Consider the following 16,886-nt stretch of genomic DNA (forward strand, 5'->3'; position numbering starts at 1 on the left):
AGGGGTAGAGGCCTTTATGGTTTTGTGCTGGCCTGAGGTGAGCATAAGAACTTACTGATGCGCGAACATGGCGTGCCGCTGCGATTCGTGATCGCATTCATGGTTTTATTTTGACCAGTCAGGTCTACTTCTTGCGGTAAATATGGACATGTCAGGACACAATCCACGCCCTGATAAGGGCAGAGAGGTCTACTGGTGATCTACAAATCGATTGCCGACAGGTTGCGGCTGCGGCTGAATTCGTCGGACTACAACATCGGCAGCCCGCTACCCGGCGAAAAAGCGCTGGCGCAGGAGTTTGGCGTGGCGCGCATGACCATCCGCAAGGCGCTGGATCTGCTGGTGAGCTGGGGGCTGGTTGAGCGCCGACACGGCAGCGGAACGTTTGTCTCGCGCAAAGACGTTCACCACGAGACCACTAACCTGACCGGGCTGGTGGAGGTGCTGCGTCAGCAGGGAAAAGAGGTGCAGAGCAAGGTGCTGCAGTTTGAAGTGATGCCCGCCCCGCCCGCCATCGCCAGCCAGCTGCGGATCCAGGTGGATGAGCGGATCTACTTTTCACGGCGGGTGCGCTACGTGGACGGAAAGCCGCTGATGCTGGAGGACAGCTTTATGCCGGTGAAGCTGTTCCGCAACCTGTCGCTGGCGCATCTTGAAGGGTCTAAGTTTGATTACATCGAGAAGGAGTGCGGGATCACCATCAGCGGCAACTACGAGAGCCTGACGCCGGTGCTGGCAGATAAACAGCTGGCCAGTTATATGAACCTGCCGGAACAGACGCCGCTGCTGCGCATTACCTCTCTCTCCTACAGCGACAGCGGCGAGTTCCTCAATTATTCCGTGATGTTCCGAAATACCAGCGATTATCAGGTGGACTACCATCTGCGGCGCATCCACCCGGAAGACCTGCTAGCCTATCCCCCAGAACAGCACCGCCAGTAGCTGCGGGGTGATGATGCGCAGGAACATCACCAGCGGGTAGACGGTGGCATAGGAGAGCGCGGCCGCGCCGCTGGTGGCGTGCAGGCTGTTGGCAAAAGCGAGCGCTGGCGGGTCGGTCATGGAGCCCGCCAGCATGCCGCACAGCGTCAGGTAGTTCATTTTGGCGAACATCCGCGCCAGGATTGCCACCGTCAGCAGCGGGATCGCCGTGATAAAGATGCCGTAGCCGACCCAGCTCATCCCTTCACCCTTGACCAGGGTATCGACAAAATCCCCACCGGACTTCAGCCCGACAACCGCCAGGAACAACACGATACCCAGCTCGCGCAGCGCCAGGTTAGCGCTCGGCGGCATAAACCAGTAGAGCTTTCCGATACAGCCGATACGTCCGAGGATCAGCGCCATAATCAGCGGCCCGCCCGCCAGGCCAAGCTTGAGCGCCACCGGGAAGCCCGGTATGTAGAGTGGAATTGAGCCGAGCAGCACGCCAAGCCCGATGCCGATAAACACCGGCAGCATCTGCACCTGCTGCAGTTTTTGCTGGGCGTTACCCACCATATCCGCTACGGCGTCGATGGACGACGGGCGTCCGACAAGGTTGAGAATATCCCCGAACTGCAGGCTGGCCTCCGGGCTGGCGACCAGTTCGACGCCCGCACGGTTGAGGCGGGAAATTACCACGTCGTAGCGCTCTTTTACCTGCAGATCGCGTATTTTCTTGCCAAGAACGTGCTCGTTAGTCACCACAACGCGCTCCACGCGCATGTCGGTGCCGCGGGTTGAGAGCGAGGTATCCACTTCCTGACCAATCACCAGCCGCGCGTTGTTTAAATCTCCCGGCTGGCCGACCAGGTGCAGCAGGTCACCCTGCTGGATCATCGTGCCGGGCGCGGGCACCATCAGCACGTCGTCGCGCTTAAGACGGGAGCAGATAATATTGGCGCTGTTCAGGATCGGCACGTCCTGAATCGCCATATTGTTCAGATTGGGGTTATCGACGCGAATGTTGATGGTTTTGATCGGCATGTGGCCGTTGGTGAGCGTGGTTTCGTGATCTTTTGCCTCTGTCTCGACGTTAACGCGAAACAGCACGCGTACCAGCCACATAGAGAGGAGAATGCCGCAGATCCCAAACGGATAGGCCATGGCGTAGCTCATCCCCATCTGGTCGACAATGCCGGGTTCAATGCCCAAATCGCGAAGGATTTGCTGCCCGGCACCGAGCGCCGGCGTGTTGGTAACCGCTCCGGAGAAAATGCCCAGCACCACGGGCAGCGGGATAGCAAAGATTTTGTGCAGAACCGCGGTGACCAGTCCGCCCATCACCACAATGCCGAGGGCAAACAGATTGAGCCGTAGCCCGGAGACGCGCAGGGAAGCGAAAAAGCCCGGCCCTACCTGAATCCCGATGGTATAGACGAAGAGGATCAGGCCGAACTCCTGAATAAAATGGAGCATATCGGCGCTGAGGACCAGCCCGAGCTTGTCAGCAAAATGCCCGACAAAAATGCCGCCAAACAGCACCCCGCCAATACCAAACCCGACGCCGCGGATTTTGATGTTGCCTATCCATAGCCCCACAACCGCGGCCAGGGCCAACACGCTTACGGTTAAGGCGATATCACTCATGATCCACATCCTTGGTATAACCTTGGTTATAACAAGGATTTTCTCAGAGCCGGATGCGGATGTATGGGCGATGGCGCACAAAAAAGCCCTGCCGGAGCAGGGCTTTATCTTTTCATCTTCTCCCTGTGGGAGAGGGCCATGGTGAGGGCACCAGCCCGCACACTATCAGCTATTCAACGCCGGCCGCTCGCTAATAGCGATACGCTGCGGCGCGATGGCTTCCGGCACGTTACGGATCAGGTCGATATTCAACAACCCGTTGGTAAACGTCGCACCGGACACTTCCATATGGTCTGCCAGGGTAAAGCTCAGGCTAAACGGCTGATTCACCAGTCCCTGATGCAGCCACCGGGTTTCGGTCTCTTGTTTTTCCGGCGTACCCTTCACGGTCAGGCGCGTGCCTTCAAGCTGGATGTCCAGATCTTCCTGGCGGAACCCGGCCAGCGCGAGGGTGATACGATAGTGGTTATCGTCGCTTTTTTCGATGTTGTACGGCGGAAACGTCTGTTGCTCGGTGGCGCTTTGCAGGGCGTTAGCCAGCTTGTCAAAACCAATCCACTGACGCAGCAGGGGGGATAAATCATAGTTACGCATACTAAATCTCCTTCTGAGAAGCGAGTTCGGCACAGTTTAATTTTGTGCGCAGTTGTTCCTGCAAATCCTTATGGATTCGCATATGCTCCCGTTACGGCAAGCAAGTCTGGGTGGGCCGCTCGCGCGACCCGCATAATTAGTTAATTTCGATACGGCGCGGTTTTTTCTCTTCCGGAATCACGCGTTCCAGTTCGATAAACAGCAGGCCGTTAACCAGGTTCGCGCCTTTAACGTGAATGTTCTCGGCTAACTGGAACTTGCGTTCAAAGTTGCGCTCGGCGATGCCCTGGTAAAGGTAGGTACGTTCTTTCTGCTCGGCCGTATGGGAACCTTTCACCACCAGCAGGTTGTCCTGCGCGGTGATTTCCAGCTCGTTTTCTGCAAAACCGGCGACGGCAATAGCGATGCGGTAGTGGTTTTCGTCAACCAGCTCAACATTGTATGGAGGGTAGCCGTTGCTCTGGCTTTGGTTATTTTCTAAATGGTTAAACAGGCGGTCAAAACCAATTGCAGAACGGTATAGCGGAGAAAGATCGAAGTTACGCATAAATAAAACTCCTGAAATCAGCGAGAAATTATAGCCTTCCACCATGGACAGGCCTTTACGCCCCCGAACACCCATCAGGCGTGTTCGTTATCGGGTCACATTCTTAAAATGGGTCTGGAACCGGGCTTTTCAAGACTATTTAGCCGAGATTTTTTTGCACTTTGCTGGTTGTCGCATAGACTCTGGGACAACAGCACAAAGGGTTAAATTGCGATGGCTGCCACAGTGCGGGGTTATCGGGCTATTCATTTCGGATAAGGCTCGCTATAACCGGAGTTGCAGGTCTATGCAGTGCCATTAACGATGACTGAGTGATGATGAAAAATGTTCTGATAAAGCTGACGACGTTCAGCGGGGTGGTTTTACTTTGCGGGTGTTCGAGCGTGATGTCTCACACCGGCGGTAAAGAAGGAACATATCCGGGGACGCGCGCCAGCGCGGCGATGATCTCCGATGACGATACGAACTGGGGCACCAAATCCCTGGTTATCCTGGATATGCCCTTTACAGCAGTGGCGGATACGCTTCTGCTGCCGTGGGATGTATTCCGTAAGGACGACTCCGTGCGCTCACGGGTAGAGAAAAGCGAGCAGGAAAATCTGGCGACAAACGCCGTCATCCCGCCCGCAGAGATGCCGCCGCGCTAGTTCTGCGCGGTTTCCGTTACCCAAAGCTGACGGAAACCGCCCGTCTCTTCCATCCACGCAATAAAGCGCCCGTCCGGGGAAAACACGACCGCATCAGCAGACGGCGGGTTGCCATGATCGGACGTCAAAAACGTCACTTCTCCAGTCTGTGCGTCACAGCAGGCGATCCGATTTTCGAGCACGAAAGCCAGTCGGTCTCCCGCAGGATGCCAGTTAAACGCAGACTGAATACCGCTCCCGGTCCGCGTCAGCTGGCGCGGTTCGCCGCCCTCGGGCGAGATCAACCACAGCTGCACAATGCCGTTATCATCCCGCATCAGAAACGCGATTTGCGTCCCCTGGGGATTACTGCGCACCCAGTGGCGCGGCACGTTCACCAGACCCGGGTACGCCCTCTGGTGGGTAAATGTCAGACGTCGCTGCTTCACCCCGGCAGGTGGCGCTGGCAGGGTGTCAGGGGTGCCCTGCAGCGGCGCATCGCCCGCCCGTTTCCAGCCCTGCTCGTCTTCCGGAAGGTTAACAATAAACAGTTCAGGCACTTTTTCGCCCTGGGCGGAGAGGGTATCGCCGATAAACGCCAGCCTGTTGTTGCCCACCCAGCCCTCTTCGTAGGCGCGGTTGATTTCATCGCTGCCCGGCTGCGGGTTGGGCGTCGTGCGGCTGACCAGCACGCTCCAGAACGAGCCTGAATATTCACGCGGATGGTTCCCCTGCGGGTTCACCGGGCCGTAAGGCGCCGCCACGCCGACGTTGCGTAAATCGAGCTTCGGATCGCGCTCATGTAAAACATGGTCGTTATAGGTAAAGCTAACGAGCTGCCCGTTCGGGCTGAAGACGTGCACGTGGCTTCCGCCGCGCAGCGCGCCCGCGGTATAAGGCGCGGTGATATCCATCGCGTCCAGGTTGCTCACCAGATCGAGATGCGCAATCACACCCTGACGATGATGAAAATCGTAGTGCCAGTCAGCGTCCGGGTTTTTCGGGCCGTGGATAAAAACGTATTTGTCCTGTGCCGGATGAACGGTCACCACGCCGACATGCGCACCGTCAGCGGCGCGATAAATCACCTCCACCTCACCCGTAGCGACGTTGACCCGCTCAATGGTTTCACCGGTGAACGACGCCCCGGACGGGCGCACGTCGTAGACCAGCCACTGGCTGTCCGGCGTCCAGGTATTGATATTGGTCAGCTGGTGGTTGCGGGAAGCGAAGGTGATTTGTTTCATGAGGATACCCTGATGCACGGTGAGTGCATCAGGGTAAAACATCCGCAGGGATTAGCCTACTCGTTTCACATCGCCCACCAGCAGGATGTAGGAGAGTGCCCCGATCAGCGCCACGGCAGAGATGTAGACCAGCGCCGGGCCGAAGCCGTAGTCCTGCGCCAGGTAGCCGATGACCAGCGGTACGGTGATGCCACCCAACCCGCCGACAAAGTTGAACACGCCGCCGGTCAGGCCAATCAGCCGCATCGGCGCAAGGGACGACACCAGCGACCAGGTGATAGAGGCGAAGCCGTTACCAAAGAACGCCACCGCCATCAGGGTCATAATCCACACCGGATCGTTAGTGTAGTTGGCGCCCATGATGCAGGTTGAGATCAGCAGCCCGCAGATAATCGGCGTTTTACGCGCCACGCCCAGCGAGCATCCTCTTTTGACCAGCTTATCGGCCAGCCAGCCGGAGAGCAGCACGCCGAAGAACGCCGCAAGAAACGGCACGGTGGTCATAAAGCCCGCCTTCAGCGCCGTGATCCCCTTTTCCTGGGTCAGGTAGTTCGGGAACCAGGTGAGGAAGAACCACAGCGTAGAAGTCACCGCGAACTGGCCCAGATAAACGCCCACCAGCTTACGGTGGAAGACCAGCTTCCAGTCCGCTTTGGTCAGCGGCTGGCGCGCCTCTTTTTTCACCGGCGCATCGCCGTCCACCAGGCCACCGCCGTCGCGGATGTAGTCCAGTTCAGCTTTGGTGATGCTTTTGGTCAGACGCGGCGGCTGATAAACCTTAAACCAGATCAGCGACCAGATAATGCCAATCCCGCCGGTCACGATGAACACCCAGTGCCAGCTCAGCAGCTCCTGGATCCAGATCAGCAGCGGCGTCAGGAACGCCAGACCGACAAACTGCCCGGAAGTGTAAAAGCCCACCGCAGAGGCACGCTCATGCTCCGGGAACCAGCTGGTGACCATTCGGTTGTTGGTGGGAAACGCGGGCGCTTCGAAAACCCCGGTGATAGCGCGCAGGCCAATCAGCGACATCAGCCCGGTCGCGAACCCCTGGAACAGGGTCGCCACGGACCAGCCTAAAATGGCGATAAAATAGGTCAAACGTGAACCTACGCGGTCAAGGAACCAGCCGCCGGGGATCTGGCAGAGCGTATAAAGCCAGGCAAACGCCGAAAAGACGTAGCCCATTTCCGCTTTGGTAATGCCAAACTCTTCCTGAATATGGGCCGATGCCACGGCAAGGTTGGCGCGGTCAACATAGCAAATGACCACGGTAATAAAGATCATAATCAGCGTCAGGTAGCGGCGACGCCCGGTTTTTGCAGCAGTAACTGGAATATCCATCGCAATCTGTCTCCAGATTTTGGGCATAGCGAAGCCGCTCACCATGCCCTGTAATTTACAGAGGGTTATATTTTTGTATGTATGATTTTTGCCCGGAAGCTTACCGGGTCTACGGGATGGCGATTACCATTCCGCTACGCTGCCGTCCTCATGACGCCACAGTGGGTTACGCCAGTCCGGCGCATTTTTACTCAGCTCAATGACTTTGGCTTCGTCAATTTCCACGCCAAGGCCCGGCTTCGTTAGCGGTTTAAAGAAACCGCCTTCCATGCAGAAGTCTTCTTTGTTTTTCACAAAATCGAGCAGTTCCGCGCCCTTGTTATAGTGAATCCCCATGCTCTGCTCCTGGAACACCGCGTTGCGGGAGACGAAGTCGACGTGCAGACAGGCCGCCAGCGCAATCGGCCCGAGCGGGCAGTGCGGCGCCAGCGCCACATCGTAAGCTTCTGCCATCCCGGCAATTTTGTAGCACTCGGTGATGCCGCCCGCATGAGAGAGGTCAGGCTGCAGGATCGCAATCCCGCCCGCTTCAAGCACGCGTTTAAACTCGAATCGCGAGAACATACGTTCACCCGCCGCGATGGGAATGTGGGTCTGTTCAGCCAGTTTCGGATAGTACTCCGCCTGCTCGGCCAGCACCGGCTCTTCGATAAACAGCGGGCGATACGGCTCCAGCTCTTTAATCAGCACTTTGGCCATCGGCGCGCTGACGCGGCCGTGGAAATCCAGGCCAAACTCAATCTCGTTGCCGAAGGCTTCACGGATTTGCGCCACGGTGTTGACCGCCCGGTCTACCGCACGCGAGTTGTCGATAACGCCCATCTCTTCGCAGCCGTTAAGCTTGAAGGTGTCAAAGCCGATGCTGCGCAGCTGCGTGATGCCGTCGATCACTTCCGCAGGACGGTCGCCGCCCACCCAGCTGTAGGCTTTGATTTTGTCGCGCACCAGGCCGCCCATAAGCTGCCAGACCGGCGCGTTCAGCACCTTACCTTTGATATCCCACAGCGCCTGGTCGATACCGGAGATGGCGCTCATCAGGATCGGACCACCGCGGTAGAAGCCCGCGCGGTACATCACCTGCCACAGGTCGTTGATGCGCGCCGGATCCTCACCAATCAGGTATTCACCCAGCTCGTGTACCGCCGCTTCAACGGTGCGCGCGCGCCCTTCAATCACCGGTTCGCCCCAGCCCACAACCCCTTCATCGGTTTCGATTTTCAGGAACATCCAGCGCGGGGGTAAACGGTACGTGGTGAGTTTGGTTATTTTCATTTCACTGCCTCTCGATACGCTTTCACAAATGCTGCCGCCTGCTGTGCGGTACGTTCCACGGACTGTCCGGCGCGATAAAGATCGCTGCCAAGCCCCGCGCCCGTACAGCCAGCGCTCATCCACTGGGCCAGGTTTTCTGGCGTTACGCCGCCCACGGCAAAGACCGGCACGCTGGCGGGCAATACCGCTTTCAACGCTTTGATGTAGTCCGGTCCAAAAGCCGATGACGGGAAAATTTTGAGCGACTGCGCGCCCGCATCAAGGGCAGTAAAGGCTTCCGTGGCGGTGGCGCAGCCCGGGCAGACGGTCATGCCGTAACCCACCGCGCGGCGGATCACCTCAGGCTGAATATTGGGCGTGACGATAAGCCTGCAGCCCATTTTTGCCAGCCGATCGACCTGCTCAGGCCGTAACACGGTGCCTGCGCCAATCAGCGCCTTATCGCCGAAGGCCTCCACCACGGCCGGAATGCTTTTTTCCCACTCGGGCGAGTTGAGCGGGATTTCCACCGCGTCGAACCCGGCGTCGATAACCGCGCCGACGTGGGCTAACGCCTCATCGGGCGTGATGCCGCGCAAAATTGCGATAAGGGGAAGATCAGTTTGCCACTGCATGAGCGATGCTCCTTATTCCTGCCTGAAATGCCGTGTCGCCGGATACCGTTGCAACATCACGCCCAACGGCGCGGAACGCCTGCTCGTAGCGCGACGTCAGCGATGCGCCTGCGACAATCGTGATGGCCTGCTCGTGCGCGATGAATTCACGCATGCTGGCGACCTCTGCGCCAATCAGCAGGCCGGAGAGAAACTCGCTGACCTGCTCGCGCGGGAGATTTCCCAGCACGTGCGAGGCGCGAACCTCAAAAAGCTGCGGCAAAACATCAGGAGAAGCGATCCCACGTTCAAGCCCGGCGGCAAACGCCTCTGACGAGGGTTCCTGCTCAGGTAAACCGGCTCCCACCAGCGAATGGTTGAGCAGCAAATGGTGCAGTTCGCCGGTCATCACGGTGCGAAAATCGTGGATTTGCTCAGCGTCAGCCTGGACCCACTTGCAGTGCGTGCCGGGCATGACGTAGACAGAAGAAGGAGAAAGCGCGCGCGCGCCAAGCAGCTGCGTCTCTTCGCCGCGCATCACGTTGTGGTTATCGTCGCGAGAGACGCTCAAACCGGGAACAATCCAGATATTGTCGCCAACTGACGTTAACTGCTCGCCAATAGCGGAGAAATGGACAGGGACCGGCAAATAAGGCGCGATTTTCCAACCTACGTTGCTGCCCACCATTCCCGCCATAACCACCGGCGTGGCGCTGTCGCGCCAGTTTTGTGTGACCTCTGCTAACACCGCCTCGGGGGATTTACCGTTCAGGCGGGTGACGCCTGCTTCTGATTGCCTGCTCTCCAGGCACTTCTCGCCCTGGTACAGCCAGGCGCGCAGGTTGGTCGATCCCCAGTCAATGGCGATGTAGCGAGATGTCATGTGATTTCCTTCAGCCTTCGTGTCGAGCTGGCAATCATGGTTAGTGCCGCCTGCTCTGCCGCATCGCCGTCCTGATGCCGTATCGCATCGAATAGCGCTTTATGTTCCTGGAGCGTCTTCGGCATGTTGGCCTCATCGCCCATCCAGGTACGTTCAAATACCGCTCGCTGTAGCGAGCTGATCGCTACGCTAAGCTGCTGTAATACCGGGTTATGCACCGACTGCAGCACCGCTTCGTGGTAGCGAATGTCCGCCTCGTTGAACGCCTCCCGGTTCTGGTTATTGGCGATCATGTCGTTTAAAGCCGACTCAATCTGCGCCAAATCGCCGGAGGTTGCGCGTTCCGCCGCCCAGCGCGCAATTGCCGGTTCCACCAGGTTTCGAACTTCACTCATCGCGCCGATAAGCCGCGGGTCGTAGTCGTTTTCCAGCACCCACTGCAGCACGTCGGTATCGAGGTAGTTCCACTGGTTGCGCGGAGCGACAAACGCGCCGCGATAGCGTTTCATTTCAATCAGCCGCTTCGCCATCAGCGAGCGGAACACTTCCCGGATGATGTTGCGCGAGGTTTCAAACTCCTCACACAGTTCTGCCTCTGCCGGGAGCGGCGAACCGGGAACGTATTTCCCCCCCACAATCTGGGTGCCCAGCGTGATGACGATGCGATCGGTTTTATTGAGAGTCATGGAGAGTCCTTGTGCTCTGTATGTCCATCACTACTTTACCGCGACCGCTGAATTTCACCTCACTTTTGCAGTACAAACGTGAGATGGTTCGTTTTTGCTATGGCGACAATGTAGTACAATAAATTAATGTTGTACTACAATACAGATCACAAAAAGAACAATTCAATAAATTCAGCGCAAAAAAAAGCCCCGGTCGATAACCGAGGCTGATGATTGAAAATAATCGTTACTGCAGCACAAATTTCTCGATCGCGTAGGCAACGCCGTCTTCCAGGTTGGATTTGGTCACGAAGTTAGCCACCTCTTTCACCGACGGAATGGCGTTATCCATTGCCACGCCCACGCCCGCGAATTCAATCATCGCGATGTCGTTTTCCTGGTCGCCCAGCGCCATGATTTCTTCCTGCTTAATCCCCAGCGCATCAGCGAGCGATTTCACGCCGGTGCCCTTATTGACGCGTTTATTGAGAATTTCGAGGAAGTACGGCGCACTTTTCAGCACGGTATACTTCTCTTTAACCTCTGCCGGAATGCGCGCGATGGCTTTATCCAGGATCTCCGGCTCGTCAATCATCATCACCTTCAGGAACTGCGTCGCCGGATCCATTTTCTCGGCTTCACAGAACACCAGCGGAATGGTCGCAACGTAGGATTCATGCACCGTGTAGTAGCTGATATCGCGGTTGGCGGTGTAGAGCGTATTGCGATCGAGCGCGTGGAAGTGGGAGCCCACTTCACGGGAGAGTTTTTCCAGGAACAGGTAGTCATCATAGCTCAGCGCAGTTTGCGCAACCGTGCTGCCGTCTGCGGCTTTCTGCACCAGCGCGCCGTTATAGGTGATGCAGTAATCGCCCGGCTGATTCATGTGCAGCTCTTTCAGGTAGCTGTGTACGCCCGCATACGGACGCCCCGTGGTCAGAACCACATTCACGCCCTTCGCACGTGCGGCGGCGATCGCGTTTTTAACGGCAGGAGAGATAGTGTGGTCTGGCAGCAGCAGCGTGCCGTCCATATCGATTGCAATGAGTTTGATAGCCATGAGTTCCCCAGGATAAATGAGTGCTGCCTCATGCTAACGCGATTAAGCACACAAAAATAGAGCTACATTGCGCAACAGAAACACCCCTTTTACGCTTATCCCGGGGAACAAAGACCTACTCGCGGGTGAGGACGATTTTACCAAACGCACCGCGATCGAGGTGTTCAAGCGCCTGTTCCAGCTCGTCAAAGCGGTAGCGATGCTCAATCACGGGTTTCAGCCCCGTCACATCCACGGCGCGGACGAAATCTTCCAGCGCCCGACGGTGCCCCACGCCAATCCCCTGAATGACGGGGGATTTCAGCAGCAGCTCGCCAGCAGGCAGCGAAATGTCAGTCCCGGCCAGCACGCCAATCACTGAGATACGCCCGTGAACGGCAACGGCGCGCAGGGAGTGCTTCAGGTTCTCGCCACCCACGGTTTCGATAATATGGTCTATGCCGCGATCCTGCGTGAGCATCAGCGCATCTTCAGCCCAGTCGCCTTTCAGCCGGTTGATGCCGTGGCTGGCCCCCAGCGTTTTGGCGAGCCCCAGTTTCTCATCGCTCCCCGAAGTGACAAACACCTCCGCTCCGTGCGCTTTTGCAATTTGCAGGGCGAATATCGCCACGCCGCCCGTCCCCTGCACCAGCACCGATTGCCCGGCGCGTAGCTGACCGCGCTCCACCAGCGCGAACCAGGCGGTAAGCCCCGCGCAGGGTAGCGTGCTGGCCTCTTCGTCGTTCAGGGTTTCCGGGGAGGCCACCAGCGCGTTTTCATTCACAATCACATACTCGGCGAGCATTCCCTGGAAATAGCCGCCGGACGTTTTATAGGGCAAATTGCGCGCGTCCGCCTGCGGCTTACCCTCTATCCACTCCGGGAAGAAGGTTGAAATGACGCGAGCGCCGGGCTTGAAGCGCGTAACGCCTTCACCCACGCTGTCCACCACGCCCGCCATGTCTGACGCCGGGGTGAAGGGGAAGGAAAGCGGAATCGGCATCGTGCCTTCGATGACCATTTTATCGCGGTAGTTGAGCGCAACGGCATTCACCCGAACGCGCACTTCACCCGGGCCGGGCTGGCGAACCGGTTCCTGAACGAGCTTAAGATTCTCGCGCCCGAGGGCGTTCATTGACCAGCGCTGCATTGTCTCTGTCATTTTTTTCTCCTGCCATCAGATAAGCTTCAGTAATGACAGTCTACCGTTGACTCACATTCTCCAGTGGCGATAAGTTTTCCCCTTATTGACGCCAGAATAGAGACAATCCATGTCCGATACGCTGAAGGATATTCCTGTTTTTGTGGCCGCCGTGGAGGCGGGAAGTTTTGCGCAGGCCGCCATTCGCCTGCATTTGTCACGCTCGGCGGTAGGAAAAAGCATCGCTCGCCTCGAACAGCGGTTGGGAGTTCGTCTTTTTCAACGCACCACCCGCAGCCAGAGGCTGACCGATAACGGCGCCCTTTTTTATGAACGCTGCCTGCGCGCGCTGGAGGAGATTCGTGGCGCGGAATCGCTGCTTGAAACCGGGAAACAGCAGGTCAGTGGCCGCCTGCGCGTTGCCATGCCGGTGCTGTTTGGCCGCCAGTGCGTCGCCCCGCTGCTGATCGCGCTGGCACAGGAACACCCCGGACTTGAACTGGAAATGTCATTCAGCGACCGCGTGGTGGATCTGGTGGAGGAAGGCTTCGATATGGCGGTACGTAACGGCACGCTGCAGGACAGCAGCGTGCTGGTGGCAAGAAAGCTGGGAGAGCACCGCATGGTGCTGTGCGCCGCGCCGGCTTACCTGCAGAAGAAAGGCCAGCCACATCGCGTTGATGATTTACCCCAGCATACGGCGATTAACTATCTGCGCGCGGGCAGAGTGTTGCCCTGGCAACTGATGGATGACGAAGGGACGTCGCACACCTTTACTCCCCGTTCCTCACTCAACATGGATGACTTACAGGCTATTTGCGACGCTGCGCTGGCCGGACACGGCATTGCCTGGCTGCCCTGCTGGATGGTCATCAAAGAAATTCATCAGGGAAAACTCGTCCCGCTCATGAAGCAGGCGCCGGATGTACACTTCAACGTTCATGCCGTCTGGCAGCAAACGCCTCATCTGCCGCTGAGGGTACGAATGGCTATAGACACGCTGGCGAGCCGTTTACCGGAGGTGATGTCACTGGACCTTCCTGCAAACCGCGCTGAAAGTGCACGTTAACGTTCTGATTCATAGAGGCAAACTTGCCTGCCAGGCGAAACCCTGCTGATAACAGTGAAGTACACATCCCGGTTACGTTCAGACGTCCACAGCTCCCCGACGGGGGCTTTTCTCGCAAAGGAGTAACCACGCGAAGCAAGATACTGTTTAAGTGCAGCGGTATCAGATACCCCGCTAAAGCACACGCCTGAGGTGTCTGGCTGTCCATTTGCAGCAGAGTGGCTGAAGGTATAATCAGGTGAGAGGCGCGGTGCCTGCTTTATCGATGCCGGTGTGTAAAGATGATAGCGAACCCTATCTGATTCACGGTATGCCACCTCAGGCTCATACGGCAAAAGCAGGTATGTGACCGTGACAACTCCGATGGCCAACCCTGAGAATATGGCTAACTTTTTCATGCTCAACGTCGTCCTGAGTGGGTAAAGAAGGAATGATATGTGCCGTTATCGTTAAGAATACGAACAATGTCTGAGCTGAAGTTATCAAACGGCGTAATCCACTTCATAAAGCGTGGAAGCGGGCCTTTATAGGGGTCATGCCGGATATTGGGGTCATCAGGGTCGGGAAACAGTAGCGGAAGAAAACCCCGGTTCTTGAAATTACCGATCGGCCCGTAATGATCCCAACGGCGTAGTGCGCTTTCACGGCATTCCTTTTCCGTACCGATTTCAACTTTAACAGACCACCATACTCTTCGTCAGGGTATGTTTGGGTATATTCTCCTGGTCGGGGGGTTTATGTCAGTGAGGTTGGCTTCGTTTGATAGATAAATATAAGCAAAAAAGAGAGGGACATGATGTCCCTCTCTTTTAGTTCTTAGCCGACTACATTCTTTATGAGACGTCATTTCATCCGGAATGAGATCCCATAATATCAACCGTTAAATATCTATATTCGCCGCTTTCAGCGCGTTCTCTTCAATGAAGGCACGACGTGGTTCTACCGCATCGCCCATCAGGGTCGTGAACAGCTGGTCGGCAGCAATCGCGTCTTTCACGGTGACGCGCAGCATGCGACGGCTTTCCGGATCCATGGTGGTTTCCCACAGCTGATCCGGGTTCATTTCGCCCAGACCTTTATAACGCTGGATAGAGAGACCGCGACGGGACTCTTTCACCAGCCAGTCCAGCGCCTGCTCGAAGCTGGCTACCGGCTGACGACGCTCGCCACGTTCGATGAAGGCATCGTCTTCGATCAGGCCGCGCAGCTTCTCGCCGAGGGTGCAGATACGGCGGTATTCCGGGCCGGTCACGAATTCGTGCTCCAGCGGGTAGTCGGTGTCGACGCCGTGAGTACGCACGCGAACAATCGGCTCAAACTGCTGTGCCGCATTCTGCTGAACGTCGAACTTCCACTGGCTGCCGTGCTGCTCTTTCTCGTTCAGCTCGCTCACCAGAGCGTTTACCCAGCGGGTCACGGTCTGCTCGTTGCTCAGATCGGCTTCGGTCAAGGTTGGCTGATAGACCAGCTCCTTCAGCAGCGCTTTTGGATAGCGACGCTCCATACGGCCAATCATTTTCTGCGCGGCGTTGAACTCGGAAACCAGACGCTCCAGCGGCTCTCCTGCCAGTGCCGGAGCGCTGGAGTTCGCGTGCAGGGTTGCACCGTCAAGCGCGATCGCGATTTGGTACTGATCCATCGCGTCGTCATCTTTGATGTACTGTTCCTGCTTGCCCTTCTTCACCTTGTACAGCGGCGGCTGCGCAATATAGACGTGGCCACGCTCAACGATTTCAGGCATCTGACGATAGAAGAAGGTCAACAGCAGCGTACGAATGTGCGAGCCGTCGACGTCCGCATCGGTCATGATGATGATGCTGTGATAGCGCAGCTTGTCCGGGTTGTACTCATCGCGGCCAATGCCGCAGCCCAGCGCGGTAATAAGCGTCGCCACTTCCTGAGAAGAGAGCATCTTGTCGAAGCGCGCTTTCTCAACGTTGAGGATTTTACCCTTCAGCGGCAGAATCGCCTGGTTCTTACGGTTACGGCCCTGCTTCGCAGAACCGCCCGCGGAGTCCCCTTCCACAAGGTAGAGTTCGGACAGCGCCGGGTCGCGTTCCTGACAGTCAGCCAGCTTGCCCGGCAGGCCTGCCAGGTCCAGCGCGCCTTTACGACGGGTCATTTCACGGGCTTTACGCGCCGCTTCACGGGCACGCGCCGCATCGATAATTTTGCCCACAACGATTTTCGCGTCGTTCGGGTTTTCCAGCAGGTACTCGCTCAGCAGTTCGTTCATCTGCTGCTCAACCGCCGATTTCACCTCGGAAGAGACCAGCTTGTCTTTGGTCTGTGAGGAGAACTTCGGATCCGGCACCTTCACGGAGACCACGGCAATCAGGCCTTCACGGGCGTCATCACCGGTGGCGCTGACTTTCGCTTTTTTGCTGTAGCCTTCTTTGTCCATGTAGGCGTTCAGGGTACGGGTCATCGCCGCGCGGAAGCCCGCAAGGTGAGTACCGCCGTCGCGCTGTGGAATGTTGTTGGTGAAGCAGTAGATGTTTTCCTGGAAACCGTCGTTCCACTGCAGCGCCACTTCTACGCCAATACCGTCTTTTTCGGTGGAGAAGTAGAAGATATTCGGGTGAATTGGCGTTTTGTTCTTGTTCAGATACTCAACGAACGCCTTGATACCGCCTTCGTAGTGGAAGTGGTCTTCTTTGTTGTCGCGTTTGTCGCGCAGGCGAATAGAGACCCCGGAGTTCAGGAACGACAGTTCACGCAGGCGCTTCGCCAGGATGTCGTACTCGAATTCAGTGACGTTAGTGAAGGTTTCGAGGCTCGGCCAGAAACGCACCATGGTACCGGTTTTCTCGGTATCGCCGGTAACGGCCAGCGGGGCTTCAGGCACGCCGTGCTGGTAGATCTGACGGTGAATTTTGCCTTCGCGCTGGATAACCAGCTCCAGCTTCTGCGACAGGGCGTTTACTACGGAAACGCCTACGCCGTGCAGGCCGCCGGAAACTTTATAGGAGTTATCGTCGAACTTACCGCCTGCGTGCAGAACGGTCATGATCACTTCCGCAGCGGAAACGCCCTCTTCCGGGTGAATACCGGTCGGAATGCCACGGCCATCATCGGTGACGGAGACGGAGTTGTCCGCATGGATGGTAACCACGATGTCTTTACAGTGACCCGCGAGCGCTTCGTCGATAGCGTTATCTACCACCTCGAATACCATGTGGTGCAGACCGGTGCCGTCATCCGTGTCGCCGATATACATACCCGGGCGCTTACGCACCGCATCCAGCCCTTTCAGGACTTTGATACTGGAGGAGTCATAAGAATTCGACATCAA

At 57.1% G+C, this 16,886-nt stretch carries 16 protein-coding genes and 1 other annotated feature; of the genes, 3 read left to right on the plus strand and 13 right to left on the minus strand.

The window, feature by feature from the left end:
- The first annotated feature begins 195 nt into the window (after positions 1-195).
- Complete coding sequence (locus UTO39_RS12210) at positions 196-942, plus strand: GntR family transcriptional regulator (RefSeq protein WP_320727263.1); 747 nt, start codon at positions 196-198, stop codon at positions 940-942.
- On the opposite strand, the gene UTO39_RS12215 is transcribed toward UTO39_RS12210, so the two are convergent.
- The 3 genes from UTO39_RS12215 to ibpA form a co-directional block, all read right to left on the minus strand.
- Complete coding sequence (locus tag UTO39_RS12215) at positions 910-2,571, minus strand: putative transporter (RefSeq protein WP_320727264.1); 1,662 nt, start codon at positions 2,569-2,571, stop codon at positions 910-912. The genes UTO39_RS12210 and UTO39_RS12215 overlap by 33 nt on opposite strands.
- A gap of 165 nt (positions 2,572-2,736) precedes the next feature.
- Positions 2,737-3,165, minus strand: a complete 429-nt coding sequence (gene ibpB / locus UTO39_RS12220; protein WP_320727265.1) for a small heat shock chaperone IbpB — start codon at positions 3,163-3,165, stop codon at positions 2,737-2,739.
- Between the two features lie 136 nt (positions 3,166-3,301).
- Positions 3,302-3,712 (minus strand): small heat shock chaperone IbpA, encoded by a 411-nt coding sequence (gene ibpA / locus UTO39_RS12225; protein ID WP_008500162.1) that lies wholly within the window; start codon positions 3,710-3,712, stop codon positions 3,302-3,304.
- Positions 3,706-3,777, minus strand: a sequence feature (ROSE (Repression Of Heat Shock gene Expression) occurs in the 5'-region of heat shock genes and acts as an RNA thermometer to modulate expression.). It overlaps the preceding gene by 7 nt.
- A 249-nt stretch (positions 3,778-4,026) precedes the next feature.
- On the opposite strand from ibpA, the gene UTO39_RS12230 reads away from it, so the two are divergent.
- The gene (locus UTO39_RS12230; RefSeq protein WP_014881914.1) at positions 4,027-4,359 is read left to right on the plus strand and encodes a YceK/YidQ family lipoprotein; all 333 of its coding nucleotides are present in this window, start codon (positions 4,027-4,029) and stop codon (positions 4,357-4,359) included.
- Here UTO39_RS12230 and UTO39_RS12235 read toward each other — a convergent pair.
- From UTO39_RS12235 to UTO39_RS12270, 8 genes are all read right to left on the minus strand, one after another.
- On the minus strand, positions 4,356-5,585 hold the full coding sequence (locus tag UTO39_RS12235; protein ID WP_320727266.1) for a DUF3748 domain-containing protein: 1,230 nt from the start codon (positions 5,583-5,585) through the stop codon (positions 4,356-4,358). The two genes, UTO39_RS12230 and UTO39_RS12235, sit on opposite strands and share 4 nt — an antisense overlap.
- A 51-nt stretch (positions 5,586-5,636) precedes the next feature.
- Positions 5,637-6,974 carry an MFS transporter gene (locus UTO39_RS12240; protein ID WP_320727267.1) on the minus strand — a complete coding sequence of 446 codons (1,338 nt, stop codon included), beginning with the start codon at positions 6,972-6,974 and terminating at the stop codon, positions 5,637-5,639.
- Positions 6,975-7,052: 78 nt separating this feature from the next.
- Positions 7,053-8,201, minus strand: coding sequence for a galactonate dehydratase (gene dgoD / locus UTO39_RS12245; protein ID WP_320727268.1), 1,149 nt, complete (start codon positions 8,199-8,201; stop codon positions 7,053-7,055).
- Positions 8,198-8,815: a 2-dehydro-3-deoxy-6-phosphogalactonate aldolase gene (locus UTO39_RS12250; protein ID WP_266179429.1), complete on the minus strand. Its 618-nt coding sequence runs from the start codon at positions 8,813-8,815 to the stop codon at positions 8,198-8,200. The genes dgoD and UTO39_RS12250 overlap by 4 nt, the downstream gene beginning before the upstream one ends.
- Complete coding sequence (locus tag UTO39_RS12255; RefSeq protein WP_320727269.1) at positions 8,799-9,677, minus strand: 2-dehydro-3-deoxygalactonokinase; 879 nt, start codon at positions 9,675-9,677, stop codon at positions 8,799-8,801. Before UTO39_RS12255 ends, UTO39_RS12250 begins: the two co-directional genes overlap by 17 nt.
- Entirely contained in the window at positions 9,674-10,363 is a 690-nt protein-coding gene (gene dgoR, locus UTO39_RS12260; protein ID WP_003861109.1) for a D-galactonate utilization transcriptional regulator DgoR, read from the minus strand. Before dgoR ends, UTO39_RS12255 begins: the two co-directional genes overlap by 4 nt.
- A 226-nt stretch (positions 10,364-10,589) precedes the next feature.
- On the minus strand, positions 10,590-11,402 hold the full coding sequence (gene yidA / locus UTO39_RS12265) for a sugar-phosphatase (protein WP_253540129.1): 813 nt from the start codon (positions 11,400-11,402) through the stop codon (positions 10,590-10,592).
- A 115-nt stretch (positions 11,403-11,517) separates the two neighbouring features.
- Positions 11,518-12,543 (minus strand): NAD(P)-dependent alcohol dehydrogenase, encoded by a 1,026-nt coding sequence (locus tag UTO39_RS12270; RefSeq protein ID WP_320727270.1) that lies wholly within the window; start codon positions 12,541-12,543, stop codon positions 11,518-11,520.
- 109 nt (positions 12,544-12,652) lie between these two features.
- Here UTO39_RS12270 and UTO39_RS12275 point away from each other — a divergent pair, with 109 nt between their 5' ends.
- Entirely contained in the window at positions 12,653-13,591 is a 939-nt protein-coding gene (locus UTO39_RS12275) for a LysR family transcriptional regulator (protein ID WP_320727271.1), read from the plus strand.
- Here UTO39_RS12275 and UTO39_RS12280 read toward each other — a convergent pair.
- Entirely contained in the window at positions 13,588-13,989 is a 402-nt protein-coding gene (locus UTO39_RS12280; protein WP_320727272.1) for a hypothetical protein, read from the minus strand. The two genes, UTO39_RS12275 and UTO39_RS12280, sit on opposite strands and share 4 nt — an antisense overlap.
- A gap of 482 nt (positions 13,990-14,471) precedes the next feature.
- Positions 14,472-16,883: a DNA topoisomerase (ATP-hydrolyzing) subunit B gene (gene gyrB, locus UTO39_RS12290; RefSeq protein ID WP_061096717.1), complete on the minus strand. Its 2,412-nt coding sequence runs from the start codon at positions 16,881-16,883 to the stop codon at positions 14,472-14,474.
- Between the last annotated feature and the right edge of the window lie 3 nt (positions 16,884-16,886).

The organism is Enterobacter sp. 118C5 (assembly GCF_034107645.1).
GTDB lineage: Bacteria > Pseudomonadota > Gammaproteobacteria > Enterobacterales > Enterobacteriaceae > Enterobacter > Enterobacter nematophilus.